The sequence below is a fragment of the Phreatobacter cathodiphilus genome, assembly GCF_003008515.1.
Taxonomy (GTDB): domain Bacteria; phylum Pseudomonadota; class Alphaproteobacteria; order Rhizobiales; family Phreatobacteraceae; genus Phreatobacter; species Phreatobacter cathodiphilus.
Window position 1 is genome coordinate 4,189,840 of record NZ_CP027668.1, and the last position, 19,519, is coordinate 4,209,358.

Sequence of the window (19,519 nt, forward strand, 5' to 3'; positions counted from 1 at the left end):
GCCTCAGTCCTCCCCGAGGGCGAAGATCGTGGCGTGATACTCGGCCGAGTCGGTGAAGCCGACGTCGAAGGTCACCGCCATCACCACGGCGATGCTGCGGCCATTCTCGCTGCGATAGACGTCGGTGACCCGCACCTGGTGGAGGCAGGTCTTCGGCGGCAGGATGAAGGGCAGCGCCACGCTCCGCTCGCGGAAGGCCTTGGGCGCGCGAGTCGCCGCCTCCGGGTCCCAGGAGGGGATCTCCGGCTTCAGCGTCACGGTGAGCGTATGGGCCTCGCCGGTGGCCCGCTCGCGGCAGGCGAGGTCCGGGTCCTCCGGCACCGGCATGCGGGCGGTGACCGTGTATTTCATCGCCGTGCCGGGGTGGGTGCCGATGATGTCGGGCTCGGCCATGACGCGCACGGGACCTGAGGTCTCGGTGAGGTCGGTGAGGGCCTGGCCGCCGAGGCGCCGGCCGGGATCGGTGAGCCTGAGGGCGCGGAGCGGAGCCTGCGTCACGCCGCGCGCCCAACGGCGCACCGCGGCGGTGCTGGCGCTCGCCTCGTCGTCCTCGGAGAAGCGGAAGCCGCGCATGGCGGTGCGGCGCGGATCGCTCGCCTCGCTGTCCCAGGCGACCTGCGTGACGCCGCGCGGAAAGCCGCGGGCGGAGCGCCCGGTCGTCGCGTCCACCACGTCGAGGGCGAAGGCGCCCTTCTCGTTGACGCCGTCGCCGCCCTGCTGCTCGAAGCCGAAATAGCGGCCGTCGGCGGAGAAGCCGAGGATGCGCAGTTGCGGCGCCTGGCCGAGCTCCCGCGCGCCGGCGGGGCACACGAGGGTGGTGAGGAGGGCGAGGCAGGTGAGGAGCCGGCGGGCGGTCATCGGGCGGTCCGGGGTGAGGAGGGCGATGGACCCCTTGTCGCCGACGGCCTCATCGGCCTCATGTCGGCCGACCCGGCCGCCCGTTTCCCCTGTTGCCGTCCGCACAAACAAAATCCCCCGGCCGCGGGGCCGGGGGATCGTTCGATCGGGGATGCCGGATGGGCTGGCGCTTACTGGTCGCGCTGGCCGAGCAGGGACATCAGGAACTGGAACATGCCGACGAAGTCGATGTAGAGCTGGAGGGCGCCGAAGATGGCGGCCTTCTGCACCAGCGACCCGTCATTGGCATAGGCCAGGCTGTAGATGTACTCGTTCTTGATGTTCTGCGTGTCGTAGGCGGTCAGGCCCGCGAAGATCAGCACGCCGACCACCGAGATGATCCACTGCAGCATGGTCGAGGGCGTGCCGGTGAAGGCGGCGATGCCGATGTTCACCAGCATGGCGATGATCAGGCCGAACAGACCCATCATCAGGAAGGTGCCCATGCCCGAGAGGTCACGCTTGGTCGTGTAGCCCCAGAGCGACAGCGCGCCGAAGGAGGCGGCCGTGATGAAGAACACGCGGGCGACCGAGGTGTGGGCATAGACCAGCAGGATCGTGGTCATCGAGACGCCGACCAGCGCCGCATAAACCCAGAAGGTGATCTGGGCGGCGGGAGCGCTCAGACGGTCGGCGCGGAACGACAGCAGCATCACCACGCCCAGCGGGGCGAGGATGACGACGAACTTGAACCAGCTCGTGAACAGGAAGGCGCCGAAGGGCGTCAGGTACTGGCCGCCGGAGACGCGCAGGGCGCCGCGCGCCGTCTGCTGCGCCAGCGAGGCGTCGCCGGTGACCGAGAGCATGTAGATGCCGAGCGCCGCCATGCCGGTGATGGCGAGGCCGATCATCATGTAGTTGTAGACGCCGACCATGTAGGAGCGAAGGCCCTGGTCGATCTGGGCCTGCTGAACGGCCGTCGGCTGGCCATAACCGTAGCCGCCATAGGCCTGGGCATTCGGATCGTAGTGCGACATGGAAGAACCTCTGGCTTTCCCCTCAGGACGGGCCACGACGGGCCCGTCATCCGCAACGCAATATGGCTGACGCCATGGCGGAAACAAGGCCCTCCCTTCGGCCGTTCCAGCATTGGCCGGGCTTCGCGTCCCTTTGTCGCAAGCTTGCGCCGGCCCGTGGCGGAGGGGCGGTGGCTCGTCCGCCGGCTCACATGTTGCGCAGCACCGGGGCCGGCTTCTCGCCGAGGGCGCGCCAAGTGCCGACGAGGCCGAAACCGACGGTGAGAACGATGGCCAGCACGATGATGCCGAGGGCCTGGAGGGGTGCGAAGGCGAAGGGGATGTTCATCACCTGCGTCGCCACCACCCAGGCGGTGACGCAGCCGCTGGCGAGGCCGAACAGCGCCGTGACCGTGCCGAGAAGGGCATATTCCGTGGCGTAGGTGCGGATCAGCATGGCGCGCGGCGCCCCGAGCGTCTTCAGGATGACCGCGTCGTAGACCCTGGCACGGTGGCCGGCGGCGAGCGCTCCGGCCAGCACCAGGATCGCCGCCACCAGCGTCACCACGCTGGCGCCGCGGATGCCGGTGGCGATCTGGGTCGCAAGCTGGCCGACCGCCTCCAGCGCGTCCTTCACCCTTACCGTGGTCACCGCCGGGAAGGCCGCCGCCACCTGCTGCAGCAGGGCGATCTCGGTCTCCGCGCTCGCCGGCTGGCGATAGGTGAGGGTGGCGAGATGGGCGTGCGGCGCGCCGCGAAAGGTGTTGGGCGAGAAGACGACGATGAAGTTGATGCCGAGATTGTCCCACTGGATATGCCGGAAATTGGCGATCCGCGCGGTGATGTTGCGGCCGAGCACGTTGACCGTCACCTCGTCGCCGAGCTTCAGCCCGAAGCCGCGGCCCATGCGTTCGTCGAAGGAGACCAGCGGCGGGCCGTCATAGTCGGCAGGCCACCAATCGCCGGAGGTGACGCGGGAATTGCGCGGGACCGTCGCGGCATAGGTGATGCCGCGGTCGCCGCGCAGCGCCCAGGCGATGTCGTCGCTGGCGCGGATCTCCTCCACCGGACGGCCGCCCAGCCGCACGAAGCGGCCGCGCAGCATCGGCACCCGGTTGAGATCGGCGCCGGGCGCGTTCTCGGCGATGAAGGCGTCGAAACGGGGGGCATCCGAGTTGACGATGTCGACGAAGAAGAAGGACGGCGCCCGCTCCGGCAGTGCGTCCTCGATCTGGCGGCGGAAGCTCGCGTCCACCAGGGCGATCACCGCCAGCAGCGTCAGGCCGAGCCCGAGGGAGAGCACCACCGAGGGGGTGAGCGCGCCGGGCCGGTGCAGGTTCGCCACGGCCAGCCTCAGGCTGGTGCGACGCGAGCGCGGCATGCGCGCGGCCAGCGCCATGATGCCGGCCGCCACCAGCCGCAGGGCCACGAAGATGCCGGCGGCGCCCGCCATGAAGCCCATGGCGAGACGCGGATTGAACGAGGTGACGACCGACAGCGTCACCAGCACGGCGAGGGTGGCGGCGACGAGGGCGAGGTAGCGCGGGCGCGGCCAGCGGCGCTCGCCGTCCACGGTGTCGCGGAACAGCGCCGAGACCGGCACGTCGTGGGCACGGCCGAGCGGCCAGAGCGCGAAGGCGAGGGCGACGAGGAGGCCGTAGGCCGCCGCGGTGGCGAGTTCGCCCGGCTGGACGCTGGTGGCGACGGGAATGGGGATGGCCGAGCCGAAGGCGGCCACCACCGCCGAGGGCAGGGCGGCGCCGACCGCGAGGCCGATGGCGGTGCCGACCAGCGCGAGCAGGCCGACCTGGGTCAGCGTCGCGGCGAAGACCATGCCGCCGGTGGCGCCGAGCGCCTTCAAGGTCGCGATGTCGTCGCGCTTGCGGTCGACGAGGCTCGCCACCGCATTGGCGACGCCGACGCCGCCGACCAGCAGCGCGGTCAGGCCGACGAGGGTCAGGAACTGCGAAAAGCGTTCGATCTGCGTGGTGAGCTGCGGCGAGGCGTTCATCCGCGTGCGGATCTCGAAGCCGGCATCGGGGAAACGGCCGCGGATGTCGGCGATCACCCGCCGCAGCTCCGCGTCGGTGGCCTGGCTGGAGCCGAGATCGAGCTGGTACATCCAGCGGATGAGCGAGCCCGGCTGGATGAGGCCGGTCTGCCGGAAGGTGTCGAGGGAGAGCAGCAGGCGCGGGCCGAAGCCGAGACCGCCGGCGAGCCTGTCCGGCTCGCTGCGGATGACGCCGGCGATGCGGACGGGGAGGTCTCCGAGGATCACCTCGTCGCCGACGGCGACGCCGAGACGCACCAGCAAAGCCGGCTCGACCAGAACGCCGGCCCGGCCGTTCCGAGGGGCCAGCGCGTCCCGCGTGGAGGCGGCCGGTTCGCTCTCCAGCGTGCCGACCAGCGGATAGAGCCCGGGATCGACCGCCTTGATCTCGACGAGCGAGGATTTGGCGGCATCGCCGACGGCGGGGGTGCGCGCCATGGCGCGGGTCGTCGCCATGGTGGCGACGGTGCCGCGTTCGGCGAGCGCCGCGACGATGGCGTCGGGCAGTTCGCGGTGCAGCACCTGGAAGGAGGCGTCGGCGCCCAGGATGACGCGGCCCTCGCGCGCGAGCCCGTCCACGAGCCCGTGCGCGAAGGAGCCGACGCCGGCGATCGCCGCGACGCCGAGGGCGATGCAGGCGATGAAGGTGCCGAAGCCCCTGAGGCCGCCGCGCAGGTCGCGCAGCCCCAGACGGACGGCTGTGGGAAGGCGGCTCGGCCGGGCGACGAAGCCGCTCACGCCACCGTCTCCGGCGCGCGGCTGTCCTCGACGATGACGCCCGAACGCAGGCGCACGACGCGGTCGCAGCGCTCCGCCAACGCCCGGTCGTGGGTGACGAGCACCAGCGTGGCGCCGCGCTCGGCCTGCTTGGCGAACATGAGGTCGATGATCGTGCGGCCGGTGGTCTCGTCGAGATTGCCGGTGGGCTCGTCGGCGAAGAGGATGTCGGGACGCACCGACAGGGCCCGGGCCAGCGCCGTGCGCTGCTGCTCGCCGCCGGACATCTGCGTTGGATAATGGTTGAGGCGGGCGCCCAGCCCGACCGCGTCGAGCTCGTCCGCCGCCCGGTCGAAGGCGTCGCGAGCTCCCGCGAGCTCCAGCGGCACGGCGACGTTCTCCAGCGCCGTCATGGTCGGGATGAGGTGGAAGGACTGGAAGACGATGCCGGCATGGCGGCCGCGGAAGCGCGCCAGTGCGTCCTCGTCGAGGCCGGTGATGTCGGTGCCGGCGACGGTCACCTTGCCGGAATCCGGGCGCTCGAGCCCGGCCATGACCATGAGCAGCGTCGACTTGCCGGAACCCGAGGGGCCGACCAGGCCCACCGACTGTCCCGCCGCCACCGACAGCGACAGGCTCTTCAGGATATGGACCCTCGAGGCACCGCGCCCCAGCGACAGCTCGACCTTGTCGATGACGATGGCGGGGCGAGCCGGGTGGAGCGGATCGGTCGGCAAGGGCATGTCTCTGGGTCGCTCGCATCGCGCCGCACATTGCGGCATTGCACCTGCGACCCTAGATGGCACCGGTATCGGCCTTTGGGAAGGGAAGCTCCGTGCGACAGTTCGTGATCGGCCTGACGGCCCTCGTCCTCGGCCTCGGCTCCCTTCCGGCGGCGGCCCAGCAGGCGCGACCCGTCAATATCGTCGCCCTCGGCGACAGCCTCACCGCCGGCTACGGGCTCGGCCCCGGCGACGCCTTTCCCGTCAAGCTGCAGGCGGCGCTGAGGGCGAAGGGCCACGACGTGACGATCCAGAATGCCGGCGTCTCCGGCGACACCTCCTCGGGCGGGCTGGAGCGGCTCGACTGGGCGGTGGGCGAGGGCGTCGACGCCGTCATCCTCGAACTCGGCGCCAACGACGCCCTGCGCGGCATCGACCCCGCCGTCACCCGGCGCAATCTCGACGCCATCATCGGCAGGCTGAAGGAAAAGCGCATCGCCGTCCTCCTCACCGGCATGCTGGCGCCCCCCAACATGGGCAGCGCCTTCGCCACCGCCTTCAACCCGATCTTCCCAGAGCTGGCGGCGAAGCACGGCGTGCTCTTCGATCCCTTTTTCCTGGAGGGTGTCGCCGCCGACGCCTCGCTCAACCTCTCCGACGGCATGCATCCCAACGCCCGGGGCGTCGACGCCGTCGTCCGGCGCATCCTGCCGAAGGTCGAGGAGCTGATCGCCGAGGTGCGATCCCGCCGCGGCGGTTGACCGCGCGCCGCCGGCCGCCTACCCACCCTCATCCCCGCAGCGATCGGTATTCCGCATGCAGACCCGTCCCCTCGGCCGCACCGGCCTGTCCGTTCCCGTCGTCTGCCTCGGGACCATGACCTTCGGCCAGCAGAACACCGAGGCGGAGGGCCATGAGCAGATGGATTATGCCGTCTCGCGCGGCATCACCTTCTTCGACACGGCGGAAATGTATGCGGTGCCGCCCAAGGCCGAGACCTATGGGGCCACCGAGCGGATCATCGGCTCCTGGCTGAAGAAGCGCGGCCGCCGCGACGACATCGTCATTGCCTCCAAGGTGGCGGGCGCCGGCGCCATGACCTGGCTGCGCCCCGACGGCGCGCCGACGCGCCTCACCCGCGCGCAGATGCAGATCGCCCTCGACCAGAGCCTGACGCGGCTCGGCACCGACCATATCGACCTCTACCAGTTGCACTGGCCGGAACGTCCGGCCCCCTTCGGCGCCAATCCGAGCCGCTTCGACCCCGAGGGCTGGGCGCCGCGCGCCGACGAGACGGCGATCGGCGAGCAGCTGGAGGCCCTCGACGGCTTCGTCAGGGCCGGCAAGGTGCGCTTCATCGGCCTGTCGAACGAGAGCGCCTGGGGCACCATGACCTTCCTGAAGGAGGCAGAGGCGCGCGGCCTGCCGCGGGTCCAGACGGTGCAGAACGCCTATCACCTCCTGAACCGCACCTTCGAGACGGCCCTCGCCGAAGTGGCGCTGCGCGAGCAGGTGGGGCTCCTCGCCTATTCACCCCTCGCCCAGGGCTTCCTCACCGGCAAATATCTGGACGGTGCCCGTCCCGCCGGCGCCCGCGTCACCCTCTTCGACCGCCAGCAGCGCTACCAGAAACCGGGCTCGGAGGAGGCAATCCGCGACTATGTCGCCATCGCGCGGGAGGCCGGCCTCGACCCCGCCGTCATGGCCATCGCCTTCGTGGCGAGCCGCCCCTTCGTCACCTCGGCCATCATCGGCGCCACCTCCATGGCGCAGCTGAAGACCGCCATTGACGCCGGCGAGACGACCCTGTCGCCGGACGTTCTCGCGGCCATCGACGCCGTCCACCAGCTCAGGGGCAACCCGGCGCCCTGAGGGGCGGGGCGCCGTACGGAGAAACCGCTTGGAATCCGCCGGCGGACCGGCTAAACATGGCTCCATAAGATTCGAAGCGGTCCGGGGTCATATCCGCGCGTCGAACGCAACATCAAACAGGTCTGGTGGGGTTTGGTACGTCGGAGCCAGGGCGCGAGGGGCGCCATGAATCCGATCCCGAATGAAGGACGAGGCGCGCAAGAGGCGCGAAGGGCGGGACGCTCCAGCGTCGCCCTGAACCCTGAAGATCGTTGAACTGCCGAACGCGGCAAGGCCGGGCGCAGGGCGCCTGCGAGGTCTGCCTGCGATCAGCCGAAGGATCCGGACGCATCGCTTGGACGCGGGCTCCGCTTGAGGAGGTCGATAAAGGACCGACATGAGAAACAGCAACAACAAGCGCATGCGCGGCCGCAACAACCGCGGCGGCGGCAAGGGCCCCAATCCGCTCTCGCGAAGCTACGAGTCCAACGGCCCCGACGTGAAGATTCGCGGCACGGCCCAGCATGTCGCGGAGAAGTACCTGCAGCTCGCGCGCGACGCCCATTCCTCGGGCGACCCGGTCTCGGCCGAGAGCTATCTCCAGCACGCCGAGCACTATTTCCGCCTCATCGCCGCCGCCCAGGAGGCGCTCCGCCAGCAGCAGGCGCCGCGCGTCGAGGGCCAGCAGGTCGACGACGAGGGGGACGAGGACGACGACGACGATTTCGCCTCCCCCTTCGACAAGCGCTTCGAATCCCCCGTCCAGGCCAAGCCCGAAGTGCCGCAGCAGCAACCGCGCGACTTCGGCGGCGGCCAGCCTCGGGACTTCCAGGGCCAGCGCGATTTCCAGGGTCAGCGCGACTATCAGGGCCAGCGCGACTTCCAGGGTCAGCGCGAGCCCCGCGACTACCAGGGCCAGCGTGATTTCCAGGGCCAGAACCGCGGCGACCGCGACCGCGACCGCTTTCCGGGCGGCCAGCGCTTCCCCGACCGTCAGGACCGCCAGGACCGTCCCCGTCCGCAGCCCGAGGCCGTCGGCGGCGACCAGCCCGACATCGGCGGCTCCGGCCCCGAGGGCGAAGGCGGCCAGGGCCGCGACGGCCGTCCCTACGAGAGCCGGCGCGAGCGCTTCGAGCGCCGCCGCGCCGAGCGTTTCGCCGAGCGCCAGGCGCGCCGCGAGGCCGGCGGCTTCGAGGGTGACGCCGAGGGCGGCGACCATCTTCCCGCCCCCCAGCCGGCTCCCGCCGCGCGCGAGGACGATGCCGGCCTCGGCCTGCCGTCCTTCATCACCGGCGGCGCCGCCGTGGTGCCCGCCGCGGCCGACGAGCGGGAGGCGCCCGCCCCCCGCGTCCGCAAGCGCCGCACCCCGCGCGTCGAGGACGATCCGGCCGCCCCGGCCGGCGAGAAGACTCCCGCGGCGGAGTAATCCCGCGACCATTGCAGCAGCGAGGGCGTGCCGAAAGGCGCGCCCTCATGCGTTCTGGGAGCTTGCCCTGAGGCGGCCGGACCGCTAGAGCGCGCCGACACGCGAGACGGGGGACCCGACCATGGCGACGCACAAGCTTCTCATCCTGCCCGGCGACGGCATCGGCCCCGAGGTCATGGCGGAGGTCGAGAAGGTGGTCGCCTGGTTCGGCCGGCAGGGCGTCGCCGCCTTCGAGACCGAGCGGGGCCTGGTCGGCGGCAGCGCCTACGACGCCCATGGCGAGGCCATCTCCAACGGCGACATGGCGCTCGCCCAGGCCGCCGACGCGGTGCTCTTCGGTGCCGTCGGCGGTCCGAAATGGGCCGACGTTCCCTATTCCAAGCGGCCGGAGGCGGGCCTTCTGCGTCTGCGCAAGGATCTCGGGCTCTTCGCCAACCTGCGGCCCGCCATCTGCTTCCCGGCGCTCGCCGCGGCCTCCTCGCTGAAACCGGAGGTGGTCGAGGGCCTCGACATCCTCATCGTCCGGGAACTCACCGGCGGCGTCTATTTCGGCGAGCCGAAGGAGATCGTCACCCTTGAGGACGGCCAGCAGCGCGGCATCGACACGCAGGTCTACACGACCTCGGAGATCGAGCGCATCACCCGCGTCGCCTTCGAACTGGCCCGCACCCGCCGCAACAAGGTCTCCTCGGCCGAGAAGCACAACGTCATGAAGACGGGCGTGTTGTGGAAGCAGGTGGTCACCCGCATCCACAAGGCCGAGTTCGCCGACATGGAGCTGGAGCACGTCCTCGCCGACAACTGCGCCATGCAGCTCGTCCGCTGGCCGAAGCAGTACGACGTCATCGTCTGCGACAATCTCTTCGGCGACATCCTCTCGGACGTGGCGGCCATGCTGACGGGCTCGCTCGGCATGCTGCCCTCGGCCTCGCTTGGCGCCGAGGACCCGGCCACCGGCAAACGCAAAGCGCTCTACGAGCCGGTCCACGGCTCGGCCCCCGACATCGCGGGCAAGGGCGCGGCGAACCCGATCGCCACGATCTCGTCCTTCTCGATGGCGCTGCGCTATTCGTTCAAGGCGATCGAGGCGGCCGACATGCTCGACAAGGCCGTGACCAACGTCCTCGCGTCCGGCCTGCGCACGGCCGACATCCGCTCGGACAACACCCATGTGGTCGGCACCGCCGGCATGGGCGACGCCATCGTCAAGGAACTGCAGCACCTCGCCGGCTGATCCCGCCGCTGCCGGGCGGGAGTGGTCCCGCGCCGGCCTCAGGTGCGGAAGTCAACGTTGATGCCGGGCTTGGTCATCTGCTTCGGCTGTTTCGACGTGCCGATGGTCGCCGTAAAGCCCTCGAGCCGCGAGAGGTGCTGGCGCGCCTCGGGCGTCAGCGTCACCGTGACGTTGGCGGTCTTGATCCGCGGCGCCGTCTCGGCGGGCCGCACGGCGCTGGCCGCGGACTGTCCACCCGCGGCGCCTGCGCCCGCCGGGCCGACTGCGCCCGTACCGATCTGACCGACGGCCATCGCTGCCTCCTCCATCCGATTGTGAGGAGACCATGAAGAAACATGGTTAATGGCGGGTAAACGCCCTGCGCGGCTCCGGTACGGCTCCCGGTCAGAGCCGGTTCAGGCGGAGCGGCGCGGGCCGGCCGCCGCGCTCGGAGACGAGCGGGTTCGCCGCCGTCGTGGCGGTGGCGGCAGGGCAGGGGTGGCGCGACAGCTCCGCGCGCGCGAAGAGGCCGGCGATGGCGGCATCGCGGACGCCCACCGTGAACAGCCGGTCGACGAAGCAGGATGCCTCCTGGCGGCTGACGATTTCGGGTCCGCCGCTGCACACCCAGCCCGTGATCCTGATCCCCGCCTCGTTCTCGCGCAGCGCGAAGCCGAGACAGGCCTTGCTGCCCTCCTCCGATTCGAGCGTCATGTCGGCGGTCCGCATCGCCCCGAACTTGGTGGCGAGCGGGATGGGATTGGCGGTGACCGCCGCCGACAGGCCGAGGTCGGACACCACGGCGCCGAGATCGGCCACGGCGGTCGCCGGCGCCATCTCGCCGCGGTCGACGACGAGCGCGGCGTGGCGTCGCGTGTCCTCGGCGGAGCCGAAGCGGAAGACCTCGCGCGCCAGCCCGTCCGAGCGCCGGAACATCGTGACCTCCTGGCCGAGCGGCCGCCAGCGCGGCGCGTCGACGTCGAAGCCGCCGTGGCGAGCCGTCACCGGCCGCCACACCGGCTGCGGGTCCGCCGCCTCCTCGGCGACGAGAGAGGGGCGGATCGGCTCGGCGGGGGCAGGCCGCTGCGCCGCGAGGTTCCACAGCAGCACGACCGGCAGCCCGGCCATGACGGCGAAGGCGCCGAGGGCCAGCAGTGCCGGGCCCGTCCGCCTGTCTGGCAGCCTGACGACCTCTCCAACCGTTGTGCGCAAGACCCGCCCTCCGTTCGACGGGGCCAGCCTGACGGCGCAGCGACCACCGCCGGGTTGAGCGGCATGGTTGACGCACGGTAAATGTGCAGCGTGGTGAATGGTTTATGAGCATTCACCACGACCGCCCCCGGCAGCGTTGCTGGCGTGCAACACGCTCTCGCCACCTCGCCGCCACAAAGCAAGGAGTCGTTGACTCTCGTTCCGGATTTTCTTCTCTCGACAACTGAAGAGAAACTGATCGCCCCGCTCTTTCGGCGCGTGACCGCCGGGTGGGTATGGGCGGTATGGGAGAGGGTCATGGGACGTCGTTGGGCGCGGCCGCTGCTGGCCGCGGCATTCGCGCTGTGCGTTATTAACGGTATTGAGGCACCGCAGGCCTCGGCCCGTGAGGTGGTTCGCCTGAACATTCAGGCCGAGCCCGGCACCATCATCATCCGCAATTCCGAGCGCCGGCTCTATCTCGTCCAGAGCGACGGCACGGCGATCCGTTACCGCGTCGCGGTCGGCCGCTCCTCCGAGCAGTGGGAGGGCCGCACGGTCGTCAACGGCCGCCATGTGCGCCCCGCCTGGTCGCCGCCCGCCGTGGTCCGGCGCGCCAATCCGAGCCTGCCGGACGTCATTCCCGGCGGCGCCCCCAACAATCCCATGGGCGAGGGCGCGCTGACCCTCGCCGGCGGCGAATATGCCATCCACGGCACCTCCGCCAGCATGCGCCGCTCGGTCGGCACCGCGGCCTCCTTCGGCTGCTTCCGCATGCTGAACGAGGACGTGGTCGACCTGATGAACCGCGTCGGCGTCGGCGCCACGGTCGTCGTCACCCGCTGAGCCTTTGCCCGCTCAGGGCGCGGCGGCGAACCAGCGCCGCGCCAGCGTGACGTCGGCCTGCGTCAGGCCGTGGCCGGCGGGCAGAACCTCGTGTTCTACCGCCGCGCCGGCCGTCCGCAACTGGCCGGCGAGCCGCGCGGCATCCTCCTCCGGCACGATCGGATCCATGGCGCCCGACAGGATCAGGACCCGCCGGCCGGTGAGGTCGACGGCGGGCGGATCGGGCAGCGGCACCATGGCGCGGATGAGCACGGCGCCGTCCAGCACCTCCGGCCGCAGCATCATCATCGCCGCGGCGATGTTGGCGCCGTTCGAAAAGCCGACCGCCACCGGCGGCGGCAGCCCGTGGGCCTTCCGCGCCGCCGCGACGAAATCGGCGAGCTCGTGGGCACGCCGCGCCACGTCCTCGTGGTCGAAGACGCCCTCCGCCAGGCGGCGGAAGAAGCGCGGCATGCCGTTCTCCAACACCTTGCCGCGCGGCGACAGCAGCGCCGCTCCCGGCGCGATCATCTGGCCGAGCGGCAGGAGGTCGGTCTCGTCGCCGCCCGTGCCGTGAAGCAGGAGCAGCGTGCGGCTGTCGGCGGTCGCGCCGGGCACGAAGCGATGGACGAAGCCGCCGTCGGTGAGGGTGGCCATGGCAGAGATCTCCTGGGATGGATCCGCCACGCCCGGACGGGCGCGGCGGTCTCATGAGGGGCGGTCAGTCGAGAGCCGGAAGCACGGCCTCGATGCGGGCACGCTGCGCCTCGTACTGGGCCGGCAGCTTCAGCGCCTGCCCGAGGCTCTCCGCCGGCTCGTCCACGGCGAAGCCGGGAACGTCGGTGGCGATCTCGAACAGGATGCCGCCCGGCTCGCGGAAATAGACCGACCGGAAGTAGTTCCGGTCGCGCTGTTCCGTGACGCGCTGGCCGTGATGCTCCCTGAGCCGCGCCACCATGGCCTCCTGCGCCGCATCGTCCGCCGCCCGGAAGGCGACGTGATGCACCGATCCCGCACCCTCGCGCCCCGGCAAAAAGCCGCCGGCGGCGCGGATGTCGACGATGCCGCCGACCGGATTGCCGGGGACCGCGTAGCGGGTGACCGTCCCTTCCGTCGCCGTCTTCGCATAGCCGAAGACGTCGGTGAGGATGGCGCCGGTCTTGTCGCCCGCCTCGACGAGCAGGGAGACGCCGTGGAAGCCGCGGATCGCATGCTCGGGCGGCACGCCGCCACCGTTCCACGCCGGCTCGTCGCCGATGCCGGGCATGCCGGCCAGGGCGAGCCTCATCCCGTCGGGGTCCTTGAAGGCCAGAACGGATTCGCCGAAGCGCCTGGTGATCGTCTCGTGCGGCACGCCCTTCTCGACGAAGCGGTGCGCCCACCAGCCGAGCGATCCCTCCGGCACGCGGAACACGGTCTCCTGCGTCTGTCCGACGCCGAGCCGGCCGGGGGCGGCATGCTCCCAGGGGAAGAAGGTCAGGATGGTGCCGGGCGCTCCCGCCGCGTCGCCGAAATAGAGGTGGTAGGTGCCGGGATCGTCGAAGTTGACGGTCTTCTTCACCAGCCTGAGGCCGAGGACCTCCGCGTAGAAGGCGAGGTTGCGCCGCGCCGGGCCGGAGATGGCGGTAACGTGATGGATGCCGTTGAAAGACTGGCCGTTGAAGGACATGGAAGCCTCCTGCCGGACGCGGTGCGCGTCCTGTTGACGGCAAGATAGGCGGCCTTGGCCGGGGCGCCATGGCAAAGTCTTTGCATGCGTGCAAGCCGGCTGTGCGGGCTTCCGGCGTGATGCTTGCGATGGTGCGTCAGTTCGTCTTCGGGAAGACGTAGATGAAGGTCGCCATCCCGGTCTCGGGCGTGACGTCGGGATCACGCACATATTCCTCGACGAAGGCGTCCTCGGCGACGATCGAGCGCTCGTCGAGATGGTTGGTGATCTCGTCGTAGGTCTGTTCCATCGTGTCGTAGCCGCCATGATGGACGAAGCGCATCGCCTTGCCGGCCGGCGTCTCGCCGGGCTTGGCCGGCGCATAGGCCGCGGCGGGCTTGGCCGCCTCGCGCACCGGCAGGATCGCCTCGAAATCGACGGCGTCGTCGGAGGAGGAGACGAAGCGGATCATCGGCGGTCCGGTCATCTCGGCGCCCTCGCGGGCGGCGATCGCCTTGAGTTCGGTGATGGCCTTGCGGAACGTGCCGTAGAGGTCGTCCCAGGTGGTCTTGCCGGCGAGCACCAGCGCCGGCCGCGCCGTCAGCGTCACCTCGTCGCCGAAGCCGGCGGCCTGCACCGCCTCGTCCGAGGGCAGCACGCTTGCCGGGCCGGCGGGGGCGGCGGGAGCCTGCGCCGCAGGCGGCGGGGCGGGTGCGGCGGGCGGCTCAGCGGCGGGCGGCGTCGGCTGCGCGGCGGCGGGCGGAGGCGATGCGGTCTGCGCCACGGCCTCCGTCGGCCCCGCTCCGAAGGCGAGGAGCGCCGCGAGGAGTGCGGTGCTCACCCCGTATCCGGCACCCCGTCGCATCATGTCGAGCCTCTCACGGTCCCGCGCCGTTCCGCCCGATGCGGAGCGCCGGTTTTGGACAAGTGCAGGATAGCCTATATAGAGACCGCCCATTGTGTCCTCGTCATCACATTCGGACACCAACTCCCACGCGTCACCACGGGTCCCGAGCATGAGCCCGCTCGCCAACCATTCGTTCTGGAAGATGAACGGCGCCGGCAACGAGATCGTCGTCGTCGATCTGCGCGCCTCGACCCATGTGGTCACGGCGACGGAGGCGCGCGCCATCGCCGCCGACGAGCGCTCGCGCTTCGACCAGATGATGGTGCTGCACCGGCCGCGCACGCCGGGCACGCGCTGCTACATCCGCATCTACAACACCGACGGCAGCGAGGCGGGCGCCTGCGGCAACGGCACGCGCTGCGTCGCCTGGGTGCTGGCCGAGGAGGACGGCGCCGAGAGCTTCACCGTCGAGACGGTCGCGGGCCTTCTCGCCTGCCGCCGCGTCGGGCCCCACGCCTTCTCCGTCGACATGGGCGAGCCGCGCTTCGGCTGGCAGGACATTCCCCTCGCCGAGGAGTTCCGCGACACCCGCGCCATCGAGCTGCAGATCGGGCCCATCGACGCTCCAGTCCTCCATTCGCCGTCGGTCGTCTCCATGGGCAATCCGCACGCCGTCTTCTGGGTCGACGATCCCTATGCCTACGACCTGCCGAAGATCGGCCCCATGCTGGAGAACCACCCGATCTTCCCCGAGCGCGCCAACATCTCGCTGGCCGCGGTGAAGACGCGCGACCACATCGTCCTCTGGGTCTGGGAGCGCGGCGTCGGCATCACCCGCGCCTGCGGCTCGGCCGCCTGCGCCGTCCTCGTCTCGGCGGCGCGCACCAAGCGCACCGGCCGCGCCGCCACCGTGTCGCTGCCGGGCGGCGACCTCTTCGTCGAATGGCGCGAGGACAATCACGTCATCATGACCGGGCCGACCGAGCTCGAGCACCAGGGCACCTTCCCGCCCACCCTCTTCGCCACGGCGGCCTGAGCCCCATGAACGCGGCGCGCCCCTCCGTCGAGGTCGTCACCTTCGGCTGCCGGCTGAACACCTCCGAATCCGAGGTGATGCAGCGGCTCGCCGCCGAGGCGGGGCTGACGGAGGCGATCGTCGTCAACACCTGCGCCGTCACCGCGGAGGCGACGCGCCAGGCGCGCCAGGCCATCCGCCGCATGAAGCGCGAGAACCCCCAGGCCCGCATCGTCGTCACCGGCTGCGCCGCGCAGACCGAGCCCGAGGTCTTCGCCGCCATGGCCGAGGTCGATCGGGTCATCGGCAACGACGAGAAGATGAAGGCCGAGGCCTGGGGCGAGACCCGCACGGCCCTCGGGCGAGGTCCCGATTTCGGCATCGCGGCCAGCGAGAAGGTGGCGGTCAACGACATCATGGCGGTGCGCGAACAGGCGCTGCACCTCATCGACGGCCTCACCGGCCGCTCGCGTGCCTTCGTCCAGGTGCAGAACGGCTGCGACCACCGCTGCACCTTCTGCATCATCCCCTTCGGCCGCGGCAACAGCCGCTCCGTGCCCATGGGCGAGGTGGTGGAGCAGGTGCGCCGCCTGGTCGGCAACGGCTATCGCGAGGTGGTGCTGACCGGCGTCGACATCACCAGCTACGGCCAGGGCCTGCCCGGCGAGCCGAAACTCGGCGCGCTGGTGAAGGCCATCCTCCGCCACGTGCCGGAGCTCGAGCGCCTGCGCATCTCCTCCATCGATTCCGTCGAGGCCGATCCCGACCTGCTCGACGTCATCGCCGGGGAGGAGCGGTTCATGCCGCACCTCCACCTGTCGCTCCAGGCCGGCGACGACATGGTGCTGAAGCGCATGAAGCGGCGGCACCTGCGCGACGACGCCATCCGTTTCTGCGACGAGGTCCGCCGCCTCCGGCCGGACATGGTCTTCGGCGCCGACATCATCGCCGGCTTCCCCACCGAGACGGAGGAGATGTTCGCCCGCTCCCTCGCCATCGTCGAGGAGTGCGGCCTGACCCACCTCCACGTCTTCCCCTATTCGCCGCGGCCGGGCACGCCGGCGGCGCGCATGCCCCAGGTCGCCCGCGACGTCGTCAAGGATCGGGCCCGCCGCCTGCGTGCGAAGGGCGAGGCGGCGCTCGCCGCCCATCTCCAGAGCATGGTGGGCCGCAGCTACAACGTGCTTGTCGAGACCGGCGAGATGGGCCGCACCGAGCATTTCACCCCCGTCCGTCTCGCCGGCGCCGCCGAGCCCGGCGCCATTGTCCCGGTCACGGTCGCCGGCCACGACGGGCGCGAGGCCATCGCCGCCTAGAGGCTCGGAACCTTCTCCGTCGGTGCGACGTTGTCAGGTCAACAACGCACAATCATGGAGATGGAAATGGGTCTCGGACGCGGTGCTCTCTTGTGGCTCCTCGGCATTCCCCTGCCGATCATCATCCTGCTCGCCATCTTCTGGAGCTGAGCAGGTTCGCCCCCTGAACCGGGGCGCCTCGAACATAAACAGGGTCCGGGCTCCGTCCGGACCCTGTTTCGCGTCCACAGGGACGCTTCAGCGCGTCAGTTGCTGGGTCGGGGCCGTCAGGCTGACCCGCAGCCCGGCCGCCGACCAGTCGTAGGTCATCGCGCCCTTGAGCTGACGCTGGACGCTCATCTCGATGAGCTGGCTGCCGAAACCGCGATGGGTCGGCGCTTCGTCCATCACCGCCGTGCGCCTTTCGTTCCAGTTGAGCGTGACGTCGCTGGCCGAGGCGGTCCATTCCACCGTCAGCTCGCCGCCATCCTCGGCCAGCGCCCCGTATTTCGCGGCGTTGGTGGCGAGTTCGTGGAAGACGAGGGCGAGGCTCGTGGCCGCCGTCGACCCGAGCGAGATCTGCGGCCCCGACAGCGTCACCTGGTCCGGCCGGCCGAGATGCGGCGCCAGGATGCGGGTGAGCAGATCCGACAGGTGCGTCGTCTCGGCCTGTTCCCTCTCGCCGAAGACGGCGGAGCGGATGAGGTCGTGGGCCGCGGCCAGCGCCGACAGGCGCCCGCGCAGCGCTTCCGCCATCTCGCGCGGCGTCGCCGAGGTGCGGGCGGTCATCGAGACCAGCCCCGAGACCACCGCGAAGATGTTCTTCACCCGGTGGTTGAGTTCGCGCAGCAGGATGGAGCGCGCCTCCTCCGATTCCTTGAGCTCGGTGATGTCGACGATGGCACCGGGGAAGCGTGCCGGCTTGCCCTCGTGGTCGTAGAGGCACTCGCCGCGCGCGATCACCCAGCGCCAGCCGCCGTCCCGGGTCCTGAGCCGGTACTCCGACGTGTATTTCTCCTTCGTCGTCATGGCCTGCTGGAAGGCCTCGCGCACCCGCGGCAGGTCGTCGGGATGAATCGCCTCCAGATAGTGCTCGACCGGCATGCCGTCCTGACTGGGGCCGGGCCCGCTGCCGAACAGTTCCGCGAGGCGGGCGTCGGGGAAAAACAGGTCGGAGCCGATATGCCAGTCCCAGGTGCCGATCATTCCGGCGGAATTGAGCGCGAAGGCGAGGCGCTCGCGGCTGCGCGCCAGTTCCTCCTGCGCCCGGATGCGCTCGGTCGTTTCGGTGACGACGCCGAGCACGCCGATGCGCTCGCCATCCTCGCCGACCACGGGGCTGTAGGCGAGATCGAACCAGACGTCCTCCGGCCCGCCGTTGCGGTAGAGCACGAAGGGCTGATCGGTGAAGGTGAGGGTCGCGCCGCCGAGCACCGTCTCCATCATCGAGCCGTTGAACGCGGCCGCCTCGGGCCAGGCCTCGCGCACCGGCTGGCCGAGGATGTGCGGATGGCGCGATCCGGCGATCTGCGCATAGCCCTCGTTGTAGAGCATGATCCCGGCCGGGCCCATCATCAGCGTCTGGGGGACCGGGGAGGCGAGGATCAGCTTGATCACCGTGCGGACGGATGCAGGCCAGTCCTCGATCGGACCCAGCGGCGTCCCCGACCAGTCATGCGATGCGATGAGCCGCCCGATCTCGCCGCCGCGGGTGGTCAGGCGTTCCGTCCAGGTACTGTGATTCATGTGGGGTAAGCGGCCTTCAATCCCGTCGTGGACCAAGCCACCTCGTGCTGGGCAACCTTGGGAACATCGAATCGGAGCCGGCAAAGCGTGCCGCCCTCGCTGGCGATGGACAGGGTCCCGCCGAGCTGCGAGGCAAAAGATCTCAGCACGGTCAGGCCGATGCTGCGGGCAGTGGCGAGGTCGAAGCCGGCGGGAAGGCCGGGGCCGTCGTCCCCCACCCGCAGTTCGGCGAGGCCGCCGCTCTTCTCCAGCGTCACCGAGATGATGCCCGACGGCCGCGACCCGATACCGTGTTCGAGGGCGTTGTTGATGCACTCGGTGAGGATCAGTGCGACGGGCAGGAACTTGTCCTGCGGCAGGGCGACGGGCGTGATGTCGGTGACGAGCGTGACGCGGTCACGGGCGCCCGCCGCATCGATGCAGCGCTCCGCCAGCTCGCGCACGAAGTCGTCGTCGATCCGGCCGTCGGCATGGGCCGGGTCGTGGAACATGCGGTGGATGTCGGCGATGACGCCGACCCGCTGCACGCTGTCGGCGAGGGCCCGGCGGGCCTCGGGATCCTTCACCGCGCGGAGCTGGATGTTGAGCAGGGCGGACACGGACTGGAGGTTGTTGCCGATCCGGTGCTGGAGCTCCTTGAACAGCGTATCGCGCTGCTCGGCGTGCAGGACTGCCTTTTCACGCTCGGCGCGGAGGGCCGCGAGGGCCCCTGTCAGCCGGTCGATGATGAGAATGTCGACCACCACGATGAAGGCGAAGAAGGCGATGGCGACGCCTGACTGGTAGTCGAGGACCAGGGCGTTGGCGGGCGGGATGAAGAAATAAAGGGCGGCGAGGCCGCTCAGCACCGCGCAGAGGCTTCCCGGCCCGGCGCCCGCGACGAAGGTGGCGACGATGATCGCCGGGAAGAAGGTCAGGAAGGGAAAGCCGGGGGGCAGCGAGGGTTCTGCGAGGAAGCGCAGGGCGAGCGCCGCCAGAAACAGGCCGACGCCCACGGAATATCGCAACAGCCAATGCCGATCGTTCATGTAGGTCCCGCGGGGCGCCGTCCAACCGCCATCCATACCATCAGGATCGGAGCCGTTGGTGTCAAAAGACGTAGCGCCGAGCAGACCAACGG

18 protein-coding genes are annotated in these 19,519 nt (G+C 70.5%); 7 read left to right on the forward strand and 11 right to left on the reverse strand.

From position 1 onward, the window contains the following. Positions 1-3: 3 nt before the first annotated feature. The 4 genes from C6569_RS20125 to C6569_RS20140 form a co-directional block, all read right to left on the reverse strand. A complete protein-coding gene (locus tag C6569_RS20125; protein ID WP_146144855.1) occupies positions 4-858 on the reverse strand; it encodes a hypothetical protein in 855 nt (284 codons plus the stop codon). Between the two features lie 170 nt (positions 859-1,028). Continuing rightward, positions 1,029-1,874 (reverse strand): Bax inhibitor-1/YccA family protein, encoded by an 846-nt coding sequence (locus tag C6569_RS20130; RefSeq protein ID WP_106750537.1) that lies wholly within the window; start codon positions 1,872-1,874, stop codon positions 1,029-1,031. 187 nt (positions 1,875-2,061) lie between these two features. Next, entirely contained in the window at positions 2,062-4,641 is a 2,580-nt protein-coding gene (locus tag C6569_RS20135; RefSeq protein WP_106750538.1) for an ABC transporter permease, read from the reverse strand. Beyond that, the gene (locus tag C6569_RS20140; RefSeq protein ID WP_106750539.1) at positions 4,638-5,363 is read right to left on the reverse strand and encodes an ABC transporter ATP-binding protein; all 726 of its coding nucleotides are present in this window, start codon (positions 5,361-5,363) and stop codon (positions 4,638-4,640) included. The genes C6569_RS20135 and C6569_RS20140 overlap by 4 nt, the downstream gene beginning before the upstream one ends. Positions 5,364-5,455: 92 nt before the next feature. Here C6569_RS20140 and C6569_RS20145 point away from each other — a divergent pair, with 92 nt between their 5' ends. From C6569_RS20145 to leuB, 4 genes are all read left to right on the forward strand, one after another. Continuing rightward, positions 5,456-6,103, forward strand: a complete 648-nt coding sequence (locus C6569_RS20145) for an arylesterase (protein ID WP_245898175.1) — start codon at positions 5,456-5,458, stop codon at positions 6,101-6,103. Positions 6,104-6,158: 55 nt separating this feature from the next. Further along, complete coding sequence (locus C6569_RS20150; RefSeq protein WP_106750541.1) at positions 6,159-7,214, forward strand: aldo/keto reductase; 1,056 nt, start codon at positions 6,159-6,161, stop codon at positions 7,212-7,214. Between the two features lie 376 nt (positions 7,215-7,590). After that, positions 7,591-8,619: a DUF4167 domain-containing protein gene (locus C6569_RS22040; RefSeq protein WP_181313829.1), complete on the forward strand. Its 1,029-nt coding sequence runs from the start codon at positions 7,591-7,593 to the stop codon at positions 8,617-8,619. Between the two features lie 121 nt (positions 8,620-8,740). After that, positions 8,741-9,853 (forward strand): 3-isopropylmalate dehydrogenase, encoded by a 1,113-nt coding sequence (leuB, locus tag C6569_RS20165; protein ID WP_106750543.1) that lies wholly within the window; start codon positions 8,741-8,743, stop codon positions 9,851-9,853. 38 nt (positions 9,854-9,891) lie between these two features. Here leuB and C6569_RS20170 read toward each other — a convergent pair whose 3' ends face one another. Beyond that, positions 9,892-10,146, reverse strand: coding sequence for a hypothetical protein (locus C6569_RS20170; protein ID WP_106750544.1), 255 nt, complete (start codon positions 10,144-10,146; stop codon positions 9,892-9,894). A gap of 91 nt (positions 10,147-10,237) precedes the next feature. Further along, a complete protein-coding gene (locus C6569_RS22045; RefSeq protein ID WP_181313830.1) occupies positions 10,238-11,044 on the reverse strand; it encodes a hypothetical protein in 807 nt (268 codons plus the stop codon). A gap of 297 nt (positions 11,045-11,341) precedes the next feature. Between C6569_RS22045 and C6569_RS20180 the strand changes: the two genes are divergently transcribed. Further along, positions 11,342-11,869, forward strand: coding sequence for a L,D-transpeptidase (locus tag C6569_RS20180; protein ID WP_106750545.1), 528 nt, complete (start codon positions 11,342-11,344; stop codon positions 11,867-11,869). Between the two features lie 12 nt (positions 11,870-11,881). On the opposite strand, the gene C6569_RS20185 is transcribed toward C6569_RS20180, so the two are convergent. From C6569_RS20185 to C6569_RS21830, 3 genes are all read right to left on the reverse strand, one after another. Next, entirely contained in the window at positions 11,882-12,505 is a 624-nt protein-coding gene (locus tag C6569_RS20185) for an alpha/beta hydrolase (protein WP_106750546.1), read from the reverse strand. 64 nt (positions 12,506-12,569) lie between these two features. Beyond that, positions 12,570-13,517 carry a ring-cleaving dioxygenase gene (locus C6569_RS20190; RefSeq protein ID WP_106750547.1) on the reverse strand — a complete coding sequence of 316 codons (948 nt, stop codon included), beginning with the start codon at positions 13,515-13,517 and terminating at the stop codon, positions 12,570-12,572. Positions 13,518-13,653: 136 nt separating this feature from the next. Continuing rightward, the gene (locus C6569_RS21830; protein WP_181313831.1) at positions 13,654-14,337 is read right to left on the reverse strand and encodes a GyrI-like domain-containing protein; all 684 of its coding nucleotides are present in this window, start codon (positions 14,335-14,337) and stop codon (positions 13,654-13,656) included. Between the two features lie 175 nt (positions 14,338-14,512). Between C6569_RS21830 and dapF the strand changes: the two genes are divergently transcribed. Both dapF and mtaB read left to right on the forward strand, forming a co-directional pair. Beyond that, positions 14,513-15,379: a diaminopimelate epimerase gene (gene dapF / locus C6569_RS20205; RefSeq protein WP_106750549.1), complete on the forward strand. Its 867-nt coding sequence runs from the start codon at positions 14,513-14,515 to the stop codon at positions 15,377-15,379. 5 nt (positions 15,380-15,384) lie between these two features. Further along, positions 15,385-16,674: a tRNA (N(6)-L-threonylcarbamoyladenosine(37)-C(2))-methylthiotransferase MtaB gene (gene mtaB / locus C6569_RS20210; RefSeq protein ID WP_106750550.1), complete on the forward strand. Its 1,290-nt coding sequence runs from the start codon at positions 15,385-15,387 to the stop codon at positions 16,672-16,674. 237 nt (positions 16,675-16,911) lie between these two features. Here mtaB and C6569_RS20215 read toward each other — a convergent pair whose 3' ends face one another. Both C6569_RS20215 and C6569_RS20220 read right to left on the reverse strand, forming a co-directional pair. Then, on the reverse strand, positions 16,912-18,399 hold the full coding sequence (locus C6569_RS20215) for a sensor histidine kinase (protein ID WP_106750551.1): 1,488 nt from the start codon (positions 18,397-18,399) through the stop codon (positions 16,912-16,914). Then, positions 18,396-19,427, reverse strand: coding sequence for a sensor histidine kinase (locus tag C6569_RS20220; RefSeq protein WP_181313832.1), 1,032 nt, complete (start codon positions 19,425-19,427; stop codon positions 18,396-18,398). The genes C6569_RS20215 and C6569_RS20220 overlap by 4 nt, the downstream gene beginning before the upstream one ends. Positions 19,428-19,519 lie beyond the last annotated feature (92 nt).

What these genes read in the sequence shown, in the direction of transcription:
- C6569_RS20125 (WP_146144855.1), bottom strand. Translation starts at nt 858, where the DNA reads ATGACCGCCCGCCGGCTCCTCACCTGCCTCGCCCTCCTCACCACCCTC.
- C6569_RS20130 (WP_106750537.1), bottom strand. Translation starts at nt 1,874, where the DNA reads ATGTCGCACTACGATCCGAATGCCCAGGCCTATGGCGGCTACGGTTAT.
- C6569_RS20140 (WP_106750539.1), bottom strand. Translation starts at nt 5,363, where the DNA reads ATGCCCTTGCCGACCGATCCGCTCCACCCGGCTCGCCCCGCCATCGTC.
- C6569_RS20150 (WP_106750541.1), top strand. Translation starts at nt 6,159, where the DNA reads ATGCAGACCCGTCCCCTCGGCCGCACCGGCCTGTCCGTTCCCGTCGTC.
- C6569_RS22040 (WP_181313829.1), top strand. Translation starts at nt 7,591, where the DNA reads ATGAGAAACAGCAACAACAAGCGCATGCGCGGCCGCAACAACCGCGGC.
- leuB (WP_106750543.1), top strand. Translation starts at nt 8,741, where the DNA reads ATGGCGACGCACAAGCTTCTCATCCTGCCCGGCGACGGCATCGGCCCC.
- C6569_RS20170 (WP_106750544.1), bottom strand. Translation starts at nt 10,146, where the DNA reads ATGGCCGTCGGTCAGATCGGTACGGGCGCAGTCGGCCCGGCGGGCGCA.
- C6569_RS20180 (WP_106750545.1), top strand. Translation starts at nt 11,342, where the DNA reads ATGGGACGTCGTTGGGCGCGGCCGCTGCTGGCCGCGGCATTCGCGCTG.
- C6569_RS20185 (WP_106750546.1), bottom strand. Translation starts at nt 12,505, where the DNA reads ATGGCCACCCTCACCGACGGCGGCTTCGTCCATCGCTTCGTGCCCGGC.
- C6569_RS20190 (WP_106750547.1), bottom strand. Translation starts at nt 13,517, where the DNA reads ATGTCCTTCAACGGCCAGTCTTTCAACGGCATCCATCACGTTACCGCC.
- dapF (WP_106750549.1), top strand. Translation starts at nt 14,513, where the DNA reads ATGAGCCCGCTCGCCAACCATTCGTTCTGGAAGATGAACGGCGCCGGC.
- mtaB (WP_106750550.1), top strand. Translation starts at nt 15,385, where the DNA reads ATGAACGCGGCGCGCCCCTCCGTCGAGGTCGTCACCTTCGGCTGCCGG.
- C6569_RS20215 (WP_106750551.1), bottom strand. Translation starts at nt 18,399, where the DNA reads ATGAATCACAGTACCTGGACGGAACGCCTGACCACCCGCGGCGGCGAG.
- C6569_RS20220 (WP_181313832.1), bottom strand. Translation starts at nt 19,427, where the DNA reads ATGAACGATCGGCATTGGCTGTTGCGATATTCCGTGGGCGTCGGCCTG.